Source organism: Acinetobacter septicus, from assembly GCF_019355975.1.
GTDB classification, from domain to species: Bacteria; Pseudomonadota; Gammaproteobacteria; order Pseudomonadales; family Moraxellaceae; genus Acinetobacter; species Acinetobacter ursingii.
The window spans coordinates 1,162,757-1,181,719 of record NZ_CP079898.1; the positions used below are offsets into that span (position 1 = coordinate 1,162,757).

Genomic DNA, 18,963 nt, shown 5'->3' on the forward strand with positions numbered 1-18,963 from the left:
CCAGTTTTATAATCCAACCCTGGGTTGAACTGCACCCTAAAAGTTGGACACACTTAGTCTAATTTGAAGGGTGCTTTTCTATGGCTAAATATACCAAAGCATTAAAATTAAAAGTTGTGCAACATTACTTATCAGGCTACGGTTATCCAGCAACCTCTAAGTTTTTTGATATTGACAAGGGACTCGTTCGCCAATGGGTAGCTCAATATAATCAAAAAGGTGAAGTGGCTTTTTCTGAAAAACAAATACATCGAGTACTTTCTCTCGAACTTAAACTGGCAGTTATAGAGTCGGTTCTAATAAATGGTCTATCCGCTCGGGAAGCAATGATTAAATTCGACCTTAAAAGCCCATCACAGATATTCAATTGGTTGCGTCAATATCGAGAGCACGGTATAGATGGTTTAAAACCAAAGTCTAAAGGGCGACCTAAACTCATGCCTAAACCCAAGTCAGTCAAAACCAAATCTACTAAGACAGACCAAGATAAAACCTCAAAAGAGTTACTGGAAGAATTGGCATATTTACGTGCAGAGAATGCCTTTCTAAAAAAGCTGAAAGCCTTAAGACTAGAACAGGAAGCGCAAGAGCAAGCCGAACAGCAGAGCTTGCAGGACTTGTATCAGGATTAAGGCAAACCTATTCTCTAAAGCATTTATTACGTGCAGCCAAGATGGCTCGTAGTACCTATTATTATCATGTTCAGGCATTTGAACATGAGGATAAATATACTGATTTAAAACAGCAAATCAGGACAATCTATCATCGGCACAAAGGACGTTATGGTTATCGCAGAATGACTTATGCCTTACGGAATTTAGGCATGATGATTAACCATAAATGTGTATTGCGTTTAATGCAGTTGATGGCGCTAAAATCACGTATTCGGACGGCAAAGTATCGGTCATATCGGGGGCAAGTCGGTAAGATCGCTGATAATGTATTACAACGTCAATTTAAGGCAAATCGACCTAACCAGAAATGGGCGACTGATGTGACGGAATTTAAAGTACATGGTGAAAAGCTGTATTTATCTCCTCTCATAGATTTGTTCAATGGAGAAATTATTGCATTCCAAACCCAACGTAAACCACATTATGCTTTAGTTAAAAACATGCTTAGTGAGGCTTTGAGTAACCTCAAACCTGATGAAAACCCTATTTTACACTCAGATCAAGGTTGGCAATATCAAATGCGCCATTATCAGCAACAGCTTAAAGTGCATGGTTTGACACAAAGTATGTCACGTAAAGGGAATTGCTTGGATAATGCGGTAATAGAGAGTTTCTTTGGAATACTTAAATCGGAATGTTTCTATGGTGAAGAATTTAAATCAGTTGATGAGTTGGAGCAAACAGTGAAAGATTACATTCATTATTATAACCATGAACGAATCAAGGTTAAATTAAAAGGACTAACCCCTGTACAATACAGAAATCAGTCCTTATTATCCGCTTAATTCACTGTCCAACTTTCGGGGGGCAGTTCAGGTCGGGTTGGATTTTTTTATTCTACGTTTAATTTTCCTTTGAAACCTTAACTTTGAGTCATCACTTTTCTTTGTCGAATTTCTTTCATTAATATCATCGAGAAAATAACATTTAAAAGCGCCAGTAACGCGATGCTATAAAGTACCGTATTTGCACCAAACGCATCAATCATATACCCAGCAATCAACGGCGTCATGGCTTGTGCAATGAGTGATGGACGAGCCAATTTTCCCATAAGACAGGCATATTCCTCTTTTTTGACCAAGGTCAGCGGTAAAGTGCCACGTACGATAGAACGTAAGCCATTGCCTGCGCCATAGATGATCATTGCAAGTGCAGCATATTTGAGTGAGATACACAGCAAAACAATCCCGACCACCAATAAAACAACTGATACCAAAAGCGATTTAATCGGATGATCAAACTTAATCACCAAATCCAGCATGCGTGATGCCACCTGACTTGGTCCAATCAAAGCACTAATCGCAATGGCGCTGGCTAAAGCCAGACCATTTTCTTGCAAAATATCAATCAATTGCACTGTCATCACTGTCATGATAATTGAAGTAATCATAAAAATAATGGATATCAAGTGATAGGTTGATTTGGGCAAGCTCATCGAATTGGTTTTATTTTTTTGCTGTAGCGCAGACGCTTCAGCGATTTTTTTTGGTTTAGGCAATGCATAGTGATAAATCGGCCAGATCACAATAATCATCAAGACTGCACCAAATACACAAGTCGCTCGCCAACCAAATAACGAGACTGCATAAGCCTGAACGGGCCAGACTATCGTAGTACAAAAGCCAGAAATGAGCGTAACGCTCACTATCGCAACTTTGGCATTTAAACCAAATAGATTACCCAAGACTGCAAATAACGTGTCATACAGACCAATCGCCATCCCTAGCCCAATTACAATCCAGGCCAAAAAGAAAAAGGCCAGATGATAACTAAAGGCCAGAATGAACAACCCTAAAGCCGTGATGATCCCGCTCATGGCCAGAATTTCCTTGCCACCATGACGGGAAATTAAGCGACCAATATAAGGCAGTGCAAATGCGGAAACCAAAATACTTAAAGATAAAGCACCGTAGACCAGTTCACGTCCCCAGCCCATTTCGGACATAATTGGACGCGCCATGACTGCCAATAAAAAGAAAGATCCTCCCCATACGATAATCTGTGCGATTCCAATGAGGAGGACTGAGAAAAAAGAAGGTTTATCTTGATCAGCTAGTTTGAACACAGCCTTCAAGCGGGGTGCTAACATGTATTAATCCATAGGATTTTGCGGCAATTGAACTTAACAATCGCGATTGCAGCTTATACATTTACCTCAACCTCATGATTCAAATAATTTTGAATAAAACCTAAAACGATATCTGGCTTTTCTGCATGCAACCAATGCCCTGTTCCTTCAACAGTTTCAATGTGCGCTTGCGGAAATTGCTGTTCTATTTCGGCTTGATATTGAGGCAAAATGTACTCCGAATTTCCACCACGGATAAACAAACAAGGTTTATTCCAAGGCTGGATTGGATTCCATCCCACAAGATTTCCATAATTGGCTTTAAATGCATCTACATTATATAGCCATTGACCTTTTACAAAGGATTTAAGTAAAAACTGCACAATCATCTCATGCGGTAGATACTTTCTCATAATTTCTGCCGCCTGAGTACGGCTTAAATTTGGATTATGTTGTTCAATCACAGCATCAATCGCAGCAAACATGCCTTCATGGCGCTCACCTGCATAAGGCACAGGTGCAACATCCAATATGACCAATTGCTCAACGCGTTCAGGAAATAAACCAACGATTTTCATCGAGGTTTTTCCACCCATAGAATGCCCAACCAGAGAGAAACGATTAACCTGTAAATGATCGAGTGTTTCAACCACATCCTGCGCCATCAACTCATAACTCATATCTGCTGAATGTGGCGACCCACCATGATTACGCAAATCCATTTGAATCACATGATGATTCTGATTGAGCTTTCTTGCAATCATGCCCAAATTTGACAAGCTACCAAATAAACCGTGCAACACGACAACAGGCATCTCAGTCACGGGGTTCGGTGAAGCGTGATATTCAGCATTTAAAATCATGGTATTGAGTCCCTATTCAATCTTGGCTTATCTCTGACAAAAGATGGGTTGAAAAACCGACTTTGATCAGTTGTGTATCAATGGCATCCTAAAGCTGATAATAAATGTACTGTTCTTTCTCTGATAGGTAAAATATAATTTTAAGATCACTGTCATACTATTTTACTATTTATGATCAACTTTCGTTTGATTCGTCATCTATGGTTGTTCTTAACTGTTGCAGAAGAACAACATTTCGGTCGTGCCGCAAAAAAACTTGGAATGTCACAGCCTCCTTTGACTGAGCAAATTAAGGTTCTGGAGCATTCTTTAAACTTACAGTTATTTGAACGTTCACGACGGGGCACCAAACTGACACCCGCTGGACGTGCCATTCTTCCTGCGGTAAAAAAACTGGCGGATCAACTGGAAAATTTGGAAATTGCAGTTCGAGAAGCGGCGCAAGGTCAGATTGGAACCATTACTGTTGGGGCAATTAGTGCTTCGATTATTGAGGTTTTACCTAAATTTATTGAACATGCCAAACTGCATTTTCCCAATTTGACCATTCATGTCAAAGAAATTGACACAGTGGAAGCAATTCCCGCACTGGAAAATGGCGATATTGATTTGGCTTTCGCCCGTCTGGAAGGTGATTTGGGGAATCATATTGCATCTCGTCCCCTAATTCGCGAACATCTTGCGGTCGCGCTCCCCGAAAAACATCCTTTGGCAGCACATCAGGAAGTCTCTCTTTCTCAGTTGAGCCAAGAACAATTTATTATGTTTGCGCGCAAAATTAGCCCTTTATCTTATGATATTTTGACAGGAATGTGCCGTAAACAAGGTTTTTTTCCAAAAGTCATTCATGAAGTACGCTCGGTTGCCTCACAAATTGCGTTTGTGGGATGTGGGCAAGGCATTGCATTGGTGCCTCAATCCATCACACGCTTTTCATATCCCAATGTGGTTATTTTACCTTTGGCAGAACATCTAGAATTTATTACTACCGCCATGGCATGGCGTAGCGACCGCGATAATCATTTGCTCGAATCACTTCTGGAAAGTTTAGATCTGGATCACAAACAGGCTGTTGACCCAGAAACACCTTTATTTAACTAATGTAGCAGGCAAAGCTTCTCGATATTGCGAAGCCTGATCACCGATGACGTCCCATGTCGCTTTCGAGTTGACATAGGCATGTGAAATCACGTTGACATTGACTGGTTCGTTGATCAATCCTGCACGTAAGCGAATGACCTCAGGTTTATCCAAACGTGCGCTATAAATTGGTGAACCACATTGTTTACAAAATACCCGCTTTTTATTTGGTGTTGCAAAATACGCCTGTAGAAGTTCTTCCCCCTGCACAATTTCCAGATCTTTGGTTTCAACCTGTGTAATTGCAGCAAATGCACTGCCTTGGGCTTTTTGGCACTGTTTACAGTGACAGACATTGATTGGATTTAAAGGAGCCAATAGTTTTAATTGAATGCCACCACATAAACAAGACGCTGTAAACATCTCACCTTTTCCTTGTCAAAGTTTTATCAAAATATCGCATATTCCAAATATTACACCAATAGCAATTTGGTTTTTCTCAATTTTATTCTTATGAATCATCTACGCTAAAATGGTGATTTTTAATTTTGTTTGGCTTTGTCGCACAAAGCTATTCTTAAAGGCTTCATCAGTAATATAATTTCCAAATGAAGAAGCCTGCATCCAAAATCTATCGCACAACGAATTAGTCATCTTATAATCAAGCGAGGAAATATTTCAATTTGGTTCGATCCGCAGACTCAATGGTATGCTCAGCCACAAGCTGAACATGTGAATACTAGTACCTCCACTGACACCAAGATTTTAACATAACTTTTCTTTTAATCGCTCATAGGGTGTTTTGCCATTCATAGCTGCATGAGGTCGGGCATAATTGTAAAATGCCTCCCATTCGACTAGCTTAGCTCTTAAATCCACATCATCGGTATAGTCTAATAATTGGTAGAACTCCATTTTATCCGTCTTATGAGATCGTTCGACCTTACCGTTATGTTGGGGTGTACGTGGTTTAATATAGCGATGATGAACGGCCAGATCATTCAGATGCCAATGGAATTTAGACTGAAATTCATGACCGTTATCAGTCTGAATGGTATGGATACGGAAAGGAAATTTGTCGATCACATAATTGACGAAATCAATAGCAATGGCTTGATTATGTTTTCATAAATCTTTAATGCCCTAATTCTGGTTGCATCATCAATAGCAGTATATTGATATCGTTTGACTTGTTTTCCATTCTGATCTTTAAAAAAGAGAAACTTTACATCAACTTGAACATGATACCCTGGTACTTGTTTTTCATAACGCTGAGGAGCAGGAATAGATCGTTTACGCTGATTCTGAGGCAACCGATTCATGCCATGGCGTTTTAACACATGGTATACCCCAGCTGCTGAAATCTTAATTTGGTGATAGCGCCATAAATACCAACTCATCCGTAGCTGTCCAAAATAATAGTGTTGACGTAAATGAATAATCTTCTCTTCGATCTCAGCTGGCGTGCGTAGTTTAGGGTTCTGTGGGCATGGCTTACTATTGACTAAACCAATTTCTCCTTTGGATCTATAATTCTTCTTCCAACATAAAAAGTATCTCGTGAAATACCAAAATATCGACAGGTCAATGCAACATTGCCATTTTGTTCAGCGTGAGCAAACACTTTTAATTTATGGGCAATTTCCCGTTAGGCTTTTGTACTCAAAATTGAAACTCCTTTGACATGAGGTAAAATTTACCAAAATGTCAGTAGAAGTCTCAATTTTCACACTTTAAGCTTATCCAAAACCGCTACATCATCAACTAATGGCGGATAGATGTTCAAGTCTTTTATTTTTACGCTAAATAATACGGTAACGAACAATTACCGTATAAATGATTCAAATAGTTAAATTATTAACTCGAGTCCCGCCGAGCGCACCATTTATTTTTTTATTACATACCACTGATTTTTACTTTTAGATCTTTAAAAGATGCACCGACTGCTCCTATATTACCAATTGGGCCATTTTGTACCCCATTGAAAACCGTAGCATTACTTTGCCCAGTCGTGCCTAGAGTCACATTACTTAAACCAGCATCCAATTTGCTCGAATCACCGGTATTTCCAAATACAAAACCGCCAGTCTCCACACCAGAATAGAAGTTATTTAGAGAAAAGCCATTGGTCGTATCTGTCGCTTTTAGACTTAAATTAAAAGTAATCCCTGTAGAATAAGAGTTCGCAGGAGTCTGTGTATCCGTATAATTTGATACTAATGTAATTGGACACCCAGCACTACAAATCGAACTAATCGCGCCTCCAAACTGGATCATATGCCCCTGCGGAGCATTGCCGAGCTGAATGTTCATTTTTGGTGCATTACCAGACACAAAATTTACATCGATATTACTGCCAACACGTAGGAGTTCTTTGACATCACTATTTAAATTCGTTCCTGTGAATATGGATTTGGAACCCGTTGAGCTAGAAGTTGAATTTGTTCCTGCCAAGTAAATCGAAAAAGGTGAAATCGTCAGGCCAGTGATTTGATTTGCAAAGGGGACTGTTCTAAATTTTGTGTAAGTACTTAATTTTCATTTATCCTTCAGAGGATAATTACAAAAGGTACTTCACATGGATGAAGCAACAATCAAAAGTATGGCTGCCGAATTGGCTAAAGGTCTAAAAACACCAGAAGACTTAAACCAAATGACAGCAGTCTTTAAAAAATTCATGATTGAAACTGCACTCAATACTGAACTTTCAGACCATCTCGGTTATGAAAAGCATCAGCCCAAGAAAGGCTCAAATAGCCGTAATGGGTTTAGTTCTAAAACCATTACAACTCAAGATGGACAACTGGCTTTAGATATTCCCCGTGATCGAGAAGGTTCATTTGAGCCACAAATTATCAAAAAGCACCAAACACGCATCACCAGTATGGATGACCAAATCCTCTCACTGTATGCAAAAGGAATGACTAATAGGGAAATTGTAGCCTTCTTCAAAGAAATGTACGATGCCGATGTGTCAGCATCTCTCATCAGCAAAGTTACCGATGCTGTGATTGAGCAAGTGACTGAGTGGCAAAATAGAGCCTTAGATAGCCTTTATCCTGTTGTCTATCTTGACTGTATTGTTGTCAAAGTCCGTCAGCACTCCAATGTGATTAACAAGTCCGTATACCTTGCTTTAGGCATCAATATGGATGGGCAAAAAGAATTACTGGGTATGTGGATTGCTCAGACAGAAGGTGCCAAATTCTGGCTGTCAGTCATGACAGAGCTAAAAAATCGAGGAGTACAGGACATTCTTGTTGCCTGTGTAGATGGATTAAAAGGCTTCCCTGACGCGATAGCCTCTGTTTACCCTCATACTGATATTCAACTGTGTATCGTGCATGTTGTACGCAATAGCCTGAGATTTGTAAGCTGGAAAGACTACAAAGCTGTTACGTCGGGTCTGAAAGCGATTTATCAGGCAAGTACAGAGGAAAATGCTTTAAAATCCCTAGACATCTTCTGTGATCAATGGAATCACCAGTATCCCAAAATTGGAGAATCCTGGCGGGCCAATTGGGAAAATATCCGAACGATCTTTAGCTATCCAGCCGAAATACGTCATGCAATTTATACAACAAATGCGATTGAGTCGTTGAATAGCGTAATACGCCATTCAACGAAGAAAAGGAAAATCTTTTCATCTGATGACTCAGTAAAGAAGGTCATTTACTTAGCAACATCAAATGCTGCGAAGAAATGGACGATGCCAATTCAAAATTGGCGTTTAGCAATGAATTGGTTTACGATTCAGTTCGATGATCGATTAAAAGATCATTTATAAAAAATGGAACTTACACAAAATAATTTACAGGCTCTTGCAAAGGAAACCGCCAAATTTGCAAATGCTTTATTATTGATACCACCATCTGTATCAGCGACGATATTTAAACTTGGAGTATTATTTGCACCATTAAAAGTAAGCGTTGTTGGGCTTGCATTTCTACTTGCCACAACTAAACTTGCCCTATTAGCATATGAAGTTGCCTGTGCACCATAACCATTTGTATCAATCAAAGAAACTTGATTAAATTGTACTTTATTAATACCTACACCAATATTAATACCATCCTGCCCTGTAGTAGCTGACAGACTTTGGTCGTCTAGTGGCTGCATTGCAAAAGTCAAAGGAGCAAAGCAAATAAGACTTATACATCCGAGTATTTTATTTTTTTTCATTGTCCTATTCCTTAAGACAAATACAACTTGATTATTTATCATACATATTACAATAATTAAAGCACATGTAAGATTTTATCCGACTAAAGGCTGATTAGCAGAATTTTAGATTTGCCTAAAAATTATCCTAGGTTATAAATCAAGAATAAAAAATCAGCATAAAGTAGATCAATTAAAAAAATCATATTCGATATGAAATCAATCTGTCAAAATACTCCGTCACGCGGTGTAATTTTCATTTCACTCGTTAAGCGTCCACCTGTAATTGCAAGTTCTGCTAGACGTTGTGCACTCCCTACTGTTCCGTTCACTGAAGGATAAAAGTCTATATTCTTAACTCTAAAAACTTCAGCAGCGGTTTTATTCGGATTAAAGTTAAAACCCAAATTAAAACCAACGTTATTACTATTCACAACTATTTTATTATCAAATGCAACTGTACCAACAATATTATCCAAGCCCATCGTTGAACCATCTATAGGATCTACAAGCTGAATTGAGTTATTTTGAGTTTTATCCAGCTCTAATAACCCAATAAAGTTCAGCGCATTTTTATCTTCTTTAGGAGTTCCATCACTATTATAGTCGGAAGCTGTTAAAGAAAGTGGGAGAATAGAAAAATTAGCTTGTCCAGCTAGCCTTAATTTAATAGCTGCTAATACATCATAATTTTTCGTGAAGCTGTCTGAAGATGCATAACACCCGCTACTACTCGGACAAGTCTTATATTTAGCTCCTGGTAAATAACCAGCAGCGAGTTGTGCTGACATGGCCATAAGTAGTTTAGGCATACTGACATTAATTCGACCATTTTCAAAACCCATACTACCTGTACCATTAAGTAGCATATCAATATTGCGTAGACCTACATAGTAATCAGTTGGGTTGTTATTATCATTGGCATTTGCTCCACCATCAATTAAGATAATTGACGTTGATTTCGAGCCATCACTACTTACGCCCTGTGTACTAATTGAACCACTAAATCCAATTCTTTCGGAACCACTTATTGCCGTTTTCTGAATAACACCATTATTATAAGCAACCAAGTAATCGCCGCTAGCAGATCCATTACTTAAACGTGGACTAAATGCAAAATTAGCATTTAAGTTATAAATAGGTAATCCCAAACCCCATTTAGTTGTCGTAGATACTGGACTTACTACGCCATTAGCATCTGTATAAATAAATTGACCTCGACGAGACAAGGCTGAAAAATTCATCCCTCGTATTGCCAACACCGTATAAGGAGTATTATTAGTTGAGAGTGTTTGGATGTAGTCATTTGTGTTGACTAATTTATTCGCATCAACTGAGTTACCTAAATATGTTGAAGTCAGTGCTGTATTGGTAGGTAATGTAATTTGATTGGCATTAACTAAATTAAAATAGATACCATCCATGCTTAAACCAGCATGATCACTATTTAGTGCGACTCCAGAAGTTGTTTCTGTACCTATGATATTTTTACGTGTCAACAATGGAGTAATATTGGCGAATCTTAATCCGTAGGTCTGATTACCTGCTCCACCTAACTCCAAACTTGTTGCCTCAACTCCTGACAAATTGTCACGATCACTTGTAAATTCACCATTTAGACGAAATGCAAGACCAGTATCGCCTGCAATTGAGTTACCATTTGTCACACCTAAAATAGTCGATGCAGTATCTTGAGTACCTCTTAACTGCAATACCCCATTGATCATACGACCATTGGCGCCTGCGCGTATTACTCCTTTTGCAGAGTTTGCACTTATCATTGTTCCATTACTTGCTACATTGGGTTGCAGCATAAACTCTAGATTCAATCCAGATTTACCATTTACATCTCTTTTAAAATCAACATAACCAATATCAGTGGCACCACTTCCTGCAACAGGATTTGTTCTTAAAACTAAACCCTCTGTCGGGTCAACATACATATAACCTTTGGCACCAAAATTAAAATTAAAATCATTCATTACAAGCGCATTATAAGTTGAGCTATCTTGTTTTTGACTTAAACCAATATCTAGCCCTTTTATACCTAAATCTAGTGAGGAGAATCCCGTTTTACTAAATAGGCCATCAGCAGTCGTCATGTGCATCGTTATCGGTGTATTCGCAGTATTTTGAATACTTAATTTTCCAAATGAAGCTGCATTCGTACAGGTACTAATCGAATCTGATGTTTTACATAGAGTAAATTTATCTGCCTGTACGGTTCCCAAATTAGCAGCAACATCAAGATCAAGACCAGTTTTGCTGCCATTTGCCAAACTACCTGCATTCATTTTTACAGTCACATTTGACTGATTTGCATTGGCTGTTGTTATTTTCACGCCAGTCAAACTTGCTCTTAAACTATCCTGAGTATTTGCTGTTGCGGAACTTCCAGTTTTATCATCCCAATAAAGCTGATCAAAACCAACTGAACCATAACTAACATCAGCTACAATCCCATCCTGCCCATCCACTGCCCGCATATCACTATCGTTCATTGCCTGCATGGCATGACTATTTTGCATAGAAAATAAAATGCTACAGCTAAGAACATTTAAAAGAATTTTTTTTTGTTTATTCAGTTTAGCCGTCATTTTCAAACTCCCTTTTTATTTTACTTAACAGCGTGGATGAGTTGAATCACAACTAAAAATCATGACTTTACCATTTAATGCGAGATTCCCTGTCAGTTTCATTCCTGTGAAACCAACCTCTCTTCCATTGTCATATCCACTAACAGTATATACACCATTTGAATATGAGTTCACATTAGCAGTTCCCCCAGATGTATTTGCCAAGTAACCCGCTTTATCATCGCCTGTACCATTATCGGTTTCAATGGACATTGTATCAAAGCCAAAATTACGAAAGAGTATAGGACTATCGTATTTTGCGCCCAGCTGGATTGCTGGTTTTATAACCTCTTTACCACTATTAGTACCACTATCGGCAGTGTATTTTAGATCAACGCCATCCAAACCTAACTTTTGAATGTTAATCGTTCCCTGAATGCCTTTAAAAACAAGCCATTGACGATTTGTGGTTACATTTCCATTTTGATCATTTGCAAAACGGTTATTAAGATTAATTGCCAATCGGCAATATCTTAAATCTGAACATAAGGTGCTATCGAACTGACCTGTTGCAGTCTGATTTAGTGTCACTTTTAGGGAAATATCAGCACCCGCCTGCCCTTCAACTTTTTGTAGTTCAGTATTGTTCAGTTGCTCTAATGCCGCATGACTAGGTAATGAAATCAACACCGCCAAACTTAAAAGAATTTTCTGCATATTCAGCTCCCTATAGACCTTTGGTCGTAATTTTCATATGCTGAATAAGTACACCATCTATTGCAGCGGATCCCAAATTAACCGCTGTACCAGTACCATCTTTAAAAGTAATACCTTTTGCAGATGAAGACGTATCAGCCATAATAGATTTTGTCGATGAATCGTAAGCTACATCACCAATAGTAATACTACTATGAGTAGGATTTCGCGTAGAACTACCACAATCAAACTGGCTACAGGTTGAACCAAAATACGTGTTGCTAGCAGTATTGCTATAGTCTGTATAAATCTGATTATAAACTGCCGCTACATCAGGTATTCTTGTTACTTCCAGAACAATATTTTTTCCATCCTCAGCCACACCTAAAATAACAGGTTGGTATAGACTACCTAATGCTAAATTGATATGCGCATTATATAAATACATCCCTTCAAGCGAATTGAATGTTGGAGAAACTCCACCATCTATAGCAGGCGTATTGAGTAAATTATTTAAACTTGAACTTGCTGCTGTTTCCTGAGTACTAAATCTTAAAACACCATCATCATTTGATGTATTTTTCGATGACGTATTAAGAGTTTTAGTCTTTATTGCCTCGCCAGTATCCCATTTCCCATTATTATTTGTATCACCACCTGCAGCAACCTGGCGATTTCCATTACTGTCTAAATCAGCAACTGTAATAGTCCCAGCACCTAAACTACTTAAAGTATTAAATCGTAATAAACCAGCAATACCCAGTGTATTATTATAGCTCGATACTGTTGAACCATCTAAAGTTTGAAAGAGTTTAAGATTACTTCCATTAATGCTTAGACCATTCCATATACCTTGTAAGCGGACTCTATTCGCTCGCATATTTGCACTATTGGTTTTGCAATCAATTGAACCGTTTAAACAAAATTCAGCAGTACTACCTTCTATTTTACTCGGATCTCTTACAAATGCATCCGCCCATAAACCCAACTTGAGATTATAATCATCAGGCGCTGTACTCGGATTTGAATAAACACTCTGATCATATAAAGGAGCTTCATACGTCAAATAACTCACAGGTTTATTAACACCTGAAAAGTTTGGAATATTGGAGGCAGTCAACACTTTTAATACCCAAGGATTTACTGCAGTTCCCCAACTTGAAATGTTAGTTCCACTATATCGAGTATTTACATTATTATCATTTTTGGAAAGTGCGAGACCATATAAATAAATATCTGCTTTACCTATTTTATTCGTTGCTGTCTGATTGTAGGTTTGGATAGTTGAGCTTAAAGGTCCTACAGGGATAATATGTAAATATCCTGTTCCTGGATTAGTGTTATCTAAAATATCAGTTTTTGATGTAGAAGTACTTGTTGTACTGTTTGCACCATTTAATTGAAATGAAAAATCCGTAGGTAGTAATGCAATGCCCTCACCCGTGGTTTCACTTAATTTTTCATCAGAAATTTCTTGCAGAGCAAAACACGGTTGACTTAAAAATAAGCCAATTATACTTGCTAAAACGGTTTTTTTAAAATTTACCGTATAAGTAATTGCCGTCATCATGACCATCCTTTTATACGATGCTCCGCATCATATTTCTTTTTCTATGAATCCTTGAGCTTACTTAAATCATCCGAACTTAAGAGAAATTATTGACAGTTTTTGCCAACCTCTGCTCAATTTCTATTATGCGCATTAATTACGCAAATGCAAAAAAAAACATGTAAAAAAAAACTTTTCCGATAAATGAAAGAGCCAATCTTTTTCTGTAAATGATTGGCTCTCGAAATTTCAATAATTACCATTAACAAAACTTTAAATTACCATAACAGTTAGGTGCAAAATTCTGATTTGTAAGCACAAGATTCGTCAATCCCATAGGAACTGAGGCTGAATTTGATAGATCTACAGTACCTGTATCAATCTTTCCAGCGACTACACAACTCAAAGCCAATATACCACAGTTGACGGCATGAGATTTCTGCCCTAAATATGCACTTACTTGATCCAGCGTAGCCGATACAACATCTTTTGTAATATCCACTGTTTTCAACGGACTTACATCACCAATATCAATTGGGTTTGAAAGCTCTAACCACCATCCTGTCTGAGCAGTAGATTTAGCATCAGGCCAAATTAAGTTTTGCTTCTGCATAGAAAGAGATGCAGCAGTACCATTTAGATTTACTTTATGAAAATATCCCAAGTCCTCATTAACCGTTACATTCACGCCTAAATTATTAATTGTTCCGCTCAGATTACCAGATACTCCTATTCCTAAATCTGTGTCTGCTTTAATTGTTCCTCCCAAACCTATTCCACTGACGGTTGCTGTACCCGTTAAATTTGCACTCGTAATACGCTTACCTGTAATGACCTGAGAAGGAAGTACTAAACTACCCGATGCAGCACTTAGAGTTAAGTCATAAGCAGTAGATCTAAAGTTTGTAGTAATAAGCCCAGTCGAACTTTTTGCCATCCCAGTGATTACTTTTCCCAGTGCAGATTGAGTCAATCCAGAATTTACTGCACCCGTGCTTACCGTACCCGTAGTATCCTTGGTGACCATATAACCACTAAAAGAGTTAATGCCACTTTTAGCATCTCCATTTTCCAAACCAAAAGTAAGTAACCCTTGTATAGATTCGGCACTTAAACGAAATCCACTCACTTCACGTGTAGAAGCAGAATTTGGATTCTTAATCGCAAATTGAATAAATGGATTGGTGATGGTTGCAGATGAGCTTGCTCTACCTGTACTGGTATCTGCTACTCCACTTAAGCTCAAATAATCGATATCAATATCACAAGCCCCCGCTCCGTTTACTCCTCCACACCCTAATTGCAATTTTTTGATATTCGCATTTAAGTCAACCTGAGCTTCCATACCCAATTTATAAAAGCCAATGTTACTGCCCGTATTCTGATTTTGAGAGTCTGTTGGCGAAATATAAGAAAGTGTCATTAAACCCTGACCTTCCACTTTTCTCAACTCACCATCACTTAATGAAGTAATATTGGCATGAGAATATGAAAAAAAAGACATTAAACTCAAAGGCAATATAGAAAGCATAATCGCTCTCTGTTTTTTGTTTTTCTTCATCTTGAGATTTCCTTATAACTTATATGACACTCCTGTCATTTGAAGAATAAAATCGCACTATTACCCATTTATAAATCGATAAAAGTACGATATATCATCAACTCAAGACTAGTTTAAACAGAAAAAATTAGACACATTGGTTCACAAAAAAACAAACATCATGAAGAAATCGTGAAGATATGAGAATATCTAGCTCATGCTAACAAAATTTTAAATTACCATAACAATTACTTTTTAAGTATTGAGAAGTTAGCTGCAAGTTATTCAAAGTTAGATTTGCTGTTTGACTACTTACATCAATATTAAGTTTCTTCTTAATAGCATTATTAGTTGCAGCCCCTAAACCATCAATAAGACCAATAGGAATATCATCACTATTCATTAATGATTGTGTAATAAAACCAGCAACTTGAGGTAATACTGCAGAAATATCTGCTGCATTTGTAGAGGTTAGATACCCTAAGTCAATTGGATCTTTAAAGGATAACCACCATCCCTTTTGCGCGATATCGTCATTGTTTGCTCCTGGCCAACGCAAGACCTGATTCTGCAATGCAAGATAACCGCCCGTTCCTCTTAAAGGAATATTATGGAACATATTAAGTGCTTCTGAAAATGTAACATTCAGATTCAAGCCATCTAATGTTGAACCTGATGCCATCTGGAATTTAGCTGTAGAAACAACACAAATCCAGAACACCTCAATACAGCTAGCACTATTGCCATTTGGAGTAATACTCTCACCAGTATTATATTTCTTATAGTTAACTAAATCCACAGCTAGTTGATTCACAAAACTACCAGTTGGAAGTCCACCACATGCCGATGCACTTGCCCGATCTGAATTCGCACAATCCAATGCAATATGAGGAATAGAGACATTAATATTATTTACAACCGCTGCCGTCATCCGATTCCCCGTAATGACTGAAGTCGTATTTTTAGTAAAAGGTACAGTCATACTAGGTACAGAAATACCTTTAGTATCACTATTACCACTTCCTGTATAACTTACGAAATCACGTTGGCCACCAATCGTTGAATTTAATTTCCCAGCAATTGCTTGACATGAACCATTTGGCATACCAACAATCGCTGCACAGTTAGAGCTACCACTAACCCCAAAAGTAGATGCAGCAGTTGTGACTTGACCACTCAAATTGGCTAATTGTAGATATCCGCTTAAACTCTGAATCCCATCTGTTGCAGATAAGGCGTTATTATTATCCAGACCAAGACTTAATAAACCTTCTATTGCTTCAGCACTTAAGCGAAAGCCTACCATTTGTCGCGTAGCTGCAGTTTGAGGATTCTTAATTGCAAACTCTAGAAAGGGATTTGTGATTTGCGCACTCGTCGACGCTCGCGGATTTGAAAAAGTTGGGCTACCTAACTGCGCTCCACTAGTTACCGTACCATCATTTAAGCCACTAAGTGATACATTTTTAATATCAATATCACAGGCACCAGCACCATTTGCTCCCCCACAGCCTAATTGTAAATTAGCGATATTGGCATTCAACTCTACTTTTGCCTCCATACCTAATCTATAGAAGCCAATATTACTACTGCTATCTCTTAGTTTTTCTAAATTAGTGCTATCGTTTGGAGCTATATAAGATAAGCTCATTAAGGCCTGACCCTCGGTGGCCGCAAGCTCATTATCAGACATTGAAATCAAACCAGAAGCAGCATTTGCAATTCCGACACTAAAGGCTGTACAACTCATCAGAAGTAAAACACTTAACTTTGTCATACCGATCTCCATATCAATCGAACAAAATAATAATTTATTCTTATTGGACTTGTTTTCTGTGCAACAGAAAATAATAATTTTCGATCTTGATTTCAACGAAAAACGAGGTTTTGTTGAGATTAAAATCAACTATGTTTTAACTATTTTATAACAAAAAAACCTTAAATTATTCATCATTCATCGGTTTTTACAAATATTAGAAAATTACATTATTAACAATTATTGTTTCCTAAAACAAAAAACGGCTTAGATTAAGCCGTTTTAACAATCAAATAGAAATTTATGCCTTCGGCAACGTCACACCCACTTGACCCTGATATTTACCACCACGGTCTTTATAAGACGTTTCGCACACTTCATCACTTTCAAAAAATAACATTTGCGCCACGCCTTCCCCTGCATAAATACGCGCAGGTAGATTGGTGGTATTGGAAAATTCCAATGTCACATGACCTTCCCACTCAGGTTCTAGCGGAGTTACATTCACAATAATTCCACAACGTGCATAGGTCGATTTTCCTAAACAAATTGTCAGGACATTACGCGGAATACGAAAATATTCCACTGTCCGAGCCAATGCAAAGGAGTTTGGTGGAATAATGCAAACATCAGATTCAATATCGATAAAGCTTTTTTCATCGAAGTTTTTAGGGTCAACAATTGCAGAATGAACATTGGTAAACACTTTAAACTCTGGAGCACAGCGCACGTCATAACCATAGCTGGATACGCCATACGAAATCAGTTTTTCGCCTTGCGGGTTAAAGCGAACCTGATTTTCTGCATACGGTTCAATCATGCCGTATTTTTCGCTCATCTCGCGAATCCAGCGATCAGACTTAATTGCCATTGTGATATCCCAATACTCAAGATTTTACTGTTCGCTACTTTAACGTAATTCATTCCCAATGAAAATCATTCAATGAAATGAAGGCATTTTTTGATGCACAATTTAGAATTTTAAAATTGCAGAATAACTTAACGGAATAGAAAAACTCACCAGAACCAAAGATGCAGTCCGTTGCAAATTACATGCATTGAGCCAATGAATTTTATTTGAAGCCAAGACAGAACCAAGAAAAATCCAAAAAACAGCAATTGGAAGGATCAAACACAAAAAACTCAAAATATGCACAACATAAGTTTGCACATTCACCCATGCACTTTCAGGGAAAATAGCAGAAGCAAATAACAATGCCTTCGGATTTAACAAAGTCGCGCAGAATAATTCACGTGGGCGAATAGTGGGTTGATTTAAATTAATTTCAAGATCAGCGGTTCGCCATAATTTGATGCCCAAATACAAAATATAAAATGCACTAAGAAGCTTTAATATGGTGGGCAAAAGCGCAAATGTTTTGGAGACATGATCAATCATCATGCCCCATGTACTAATCGCAATCACATAGCCAATCGCTTCGGCTGGAATCAATTTAAGCGAACGACGAATCCCCATCTGGATACCAGATGAAGCCAATAGCGTATTGGTAGGGCCGGGAGTCAGAAGTAATGCAGTCACAAGACCAACAAAAAGCAATGAAATCATAAAATGACCTCACTAAGTAATCTTGCAAGACTAATCCAAACGATTTAAAGAAGCAAAACAAACTTTGCAAAACCTCTTAAAAAACAATAAGAGTTTTGTAAAAAGATTGTAAAATCACATAATTAATTGATTAGACTGCATAGTCAGCATTTTTACTGCTCATTACATATGCTTTTTTAATAAAACAACAATAATATAAGCAAATGATAAATATTCATTTATTTTATTGATTTAAAAGCAATATAAACACCTATAAGATATATGGAATTGACTTCAATCAACGAAAGGCGTAATTTATAAAGATCAACCTATAGTGTTTTCTTTTTAACCCAAGTTTAAATCCATTTTAAGCTTTCGCTAAGTTTTCACTTTCACTATGTCTGAGTACAGGCGTTTTATGATCGATCTAGTTCTTTGATTTATAAGACATACT

Annotated in this window: 15 protein-coding genes and 2 pseudogenes; 4 read left to right on the forward strand and 13 right to left on the reverse strand. The window is 37.7% G+C overall.

Annotated features, from left to right (window positions below; all coding sequences use genetic code 11):
* Positions 1-80 precede the first annotated feature (80 nt).
* A protein-coding gene (locus I6L31_RS05630) for an IS3 family transposase (protein ID WP_370684981.1) occupies positions 81-1,459 on the forward strand; the annotation gives its coding sequence in 2 pieces (ribosomal slippage) (positions 81-546 and positions 546-1,459; 1,380 coding nt in all).
* Between the two features lie 77 nt (positions 1,460-1,536).
* Here the strand turns inward: I6L31_RS05630 and I6L31_RS05635 are convergent.
* Positions 1,537-2,763 (reverse strand): MFS transporter, encoded by a 1,227-nt coding sequence (locus I6L31_RS05635; protein WP_005005162.1) that lies wholly within the window; start codon positions 2,761-2,763, stop codon positions 1,537-1,539.
* A 53-nt stretch (positions 2,764-2,816) separates the two neighbouring features.
* Positions 2,817-3,605, reverse strand: coding sequence for an alpha/beta fold hydrolase (locus I6L31_RS05640; RefSeq protein ID WP_005005163.1), 789 nt, complete (start codon positions 3,603-3,605; stop codon positions 2,817-2,819).
* Between the two features lie 171 nt (positions 3,606-3,776).
* Between I6L31_RS05640 and I6L31_RS05645 the strand changes: the two genes are divergently transcribed.
* Positions 3,777-4,706 carry a LysR family transcriptional regulator gene (locus tag I6L31_RS05645; protein ID WP_004998929.1) on the forward strand — a complete coding sequence of 310 codons (930 nt, stop codon included), beginning with the start codon at positions 3,777-3,779 and terminating at the stop codon, positions 4,704-4,706.
* Here I6L31_RS05645 and I6L31_RS05650 read toward each other — a convergent pair.
* Positions 4,695-5,108, reverse strand: coding sequence for a GFA family protein (locus tag I6L31_RS05650; RefSeq protein WP_005005165.1), 414 nt, complete (start codon positions 5,106-5,108; stop codon positions 4,695-4,697). The two genes, I6L31_RS05645 and I6L31_RS05650, sit on opposite strands and share 12 nt — an antisense overlap.
* 185 nt (positions 5,109-5,293) lie before the next feature.
* Here I6L31_RS05650 and I6L31_RS05655 point away from each other — a divergent pair.
* A pseudogene (locus I6L31_RS05655) lies at positions 5,294-5,450 on the forward strand (IS5/IS1182 family transposase); the annotation flags it as partial.
* Here I6L31_RS05655 and I6L31_RS05660 read toward each other — a convergent pair.
* Positions 5,451-6,327 (reverse strand): annotated as a pseudogene (locus I6L31_RS05660) (IS481 family transposase). It abuts the pseudogene before it with no gap.
* Between the two features lie 254 nt (positions 6,328-6,581).
* Positions 6,582-7,139, reverse strand: coding sequence for a hypothetical protein (locus I6L31_RS05665; protein WP_005005175.1), 558 nt, complete (start codon positions 7,137-7,139; stop codon positions 6,582-6,584).
* Positions 7,140-7,263: 124 nt separating this feature from the next.
* Here I6L31_RS05665 and I6L31_RS05670 point away from each other — a divergent pair, with 124 nt between their 5' ends.
* The gene (locus I6L31_RS05670; RefSeq protein ID WP_000343018.1) at positions 7,264-8,472 is read left to right on the forward strand and encodes an IS256-like element ISAba26 family transposase; all 1,209 of its coding nucleotides are present in this window, start codon (positions 7,264-7,266) and stop codon (positions 8,470-8,472) included.
* On the opposite strand, the gene I6L31_RS05675 is transcribed toward I6L31_RS05670, so the two are convergent.
* From I6L31_RS05675 to I6L31_RS05710, 8 genes are all read right to left on the reverse strand, one after another.
* Positions 8,463-8,867 (reverse strand): DUF6160 family protein, encoded by a 405-nt coding sequence (locus tag I6L31_RS05675; RefSeq protein WP_005005180.1) that lies wholly within the window; start codon positions 8,865-8,867, stop codon positions 8,463-8,465. The two genes, I6L31_RS05670 and I6L31_RS05675, sit on opposite strands and share 10 nt — an antisense overlap.
* Positions 8,868-9,073: 206 nt before the next feature.
* Positions 9,074-11,443, reverse strand: a complete 2,370-nt coding sequence (locus tag I6L31_RS05680; protein WP_005005181.1) for a DUF6160 family protein — start codon at positions 11,441-11,443, stop codon at positions 9,074-9,076.
* A 24-nt stretch (positions 11,444-11,467) separates the two neighbouring features.
* Positions 11,468-12,139, reverse strand: coding sequence for a hypothetical protein (locus tag I6L31_RS05685; protein ID WP_005005183.1), 672 nt, complete (start codon positions 12,137-12,139; stop codon positions 11,468-11,470).
* Between the two features lie 10 nt (positions 12,140-12,149).
* Entirely contained in the window at positions 12,150-13,688 is a 1,539-nt protein-coding gene (locus I6L31_RS05690; RefSeq protein ID WP_005005186.1) for a hypothetical protein, read from the reverse strand.
* A 241-nt stretch (positions 13,689-13,929) separates the two neighbouring features.
* Positions 13,930-15,228, reverse strand: coding sequence for a hypothetical protein (locus tag I6L31_RS05695; protein ID WP_005005190.1), 1,299 nt, complete (start codon positions 15,226-15,228; stop codon positions 13,930-13,932).
* Between the two features lie 199 nt (positions 15,229-15,427).
* Complete coding sequence (locus I6L31_RS05700) at positions 15,428-16,984, reverse strand: hypothetical protein (protein WP_005005193.1); 1,557 nt, start codon at positions 16,982-16,984, stop codon at positions 15,428-15,430.
* A gap of 280 nt (positions 16,985-17,264) precedes the next feature.
* The gene (gene dcd / locus I6L31_RS05705; protein WP_004998977.1) at positions 17,265-17,834 is read right to left on the reverse strand and encodes a dCTP deaminase; all 570 of its coding nucleotides are present in this window, start codon (positions 17,832-17,834) and stop codon (positions 17,265-17,267) included.
* Between the two features lie 102 nt (positions 17,835-17,936).
* Positions 17,937-18,530: a LysE family translocator gene (locus tag I6L31_RS05710; protein ID WP_005005194.1), complete on the reverse strand. Its 594-nt coding sequence runs from the start codon at positions 18,528-18,530 to the stop codon at positions 17,937-17,939.
* Between the last annotated feature and the right edge of the window lie 433 nt (positions 18,531-18,963).

Excerpts from the sequence above, each read along its gene's own strand:
- I6L31_RS05680 (WP_005005181.1), bottom strand. The coding sequence starts at position 11,443 with ATGACGGCTAAACTGAATAAACAAAAAAAAATTCTTTTAAATGTTCTT.
- I6L31_RS05700 (WP_005005193.1), bottom strand. The coding sequence starts at position 16,984 with ATGACAAAGTTAAGTGTTTTACTTCTGATGAGTTGTACAGCCTTTAGT.
- I6L31_RS05675 (WP_005005180.1), bottom strand. The coding sequence starts at position 8,867 with ATGAAAAAAAATAAAATACTCGGATGTATAAGTCTTATTTGCTTTGCT.
- I6L31_RS05710 (WP_005005194.1), bottom strand. The coding sequence starts at position 18,530 with ATGATTTCATTGCTTTTTGTTGGTCTTGTGACTGCATTACTTCTGACT.
- I6L31_RS05650 (WP_005005165.1), bottom strand. The coding sequence starts at position 5,108 with ATGTTTACAGCGTCTTGTTTATGTGGTGGCATTCAATTAAAACTATTG.
- I6L31_RS05635 (WP_005005162.1), bottom strand. The coding sequence starts at position 2,763 with ATGTTAGCACCCCGCTTGAAGGCTGTGTTCAAACTAGCTGATCAAGAT.
- I6L31_RS05645 (WP_004998929.1), top strand. The coding sequence starts at position 3,777 with ATGATCAACTTTCGTTTGATTCGTCATCTATGGTTGTTCTTAACTGTT.
- I6L31_RS05695 (WP_005005190.1), bottom strand. The coding sequence starts at position 15,228 with ATGAAGAAAAACAAAAAACAGAGAGCGATTATGCTTTCTATATTGCCT.
- I6L31_RS05670 (WP_000343018.1), top strand. The coding sequence starts at position 7,264 with ATGGATGAAGCAACAATCAAAAGTATGGCTGCCGAATTGGCTAAAGGT.
- dcd (WP_004998977.1), bottom strand. The coding sequence starts at position 17,834 with ATGGCAATTAAGTCTGATCGCTGGATTCGCGAGATGAGCGAAAAATAC.
- I6L31_RS05690 (WP_005005186.1), bottom strand. The coding sequence starts at position 13,688 with ATGATGACGGCAATTACTTATACGGTAAATTTTAAAAAAACCGTTTTA.
- I6L31_RS05640 (WP_005005163.1), bottom strand. The coding sequence starts at position 3,605 with ATGATTTTAAATGCTGAATATCACGCTTCACCGAACCCCGTGACTGAG.
- I6L31_RS05685 (WP_005005183.1), bottom strand. The coding sequence starts at position 12,139 with ATGCAGAAAATTCTTTTAAGTTTGGCGGTGTTGATTTCATTACCTAGT.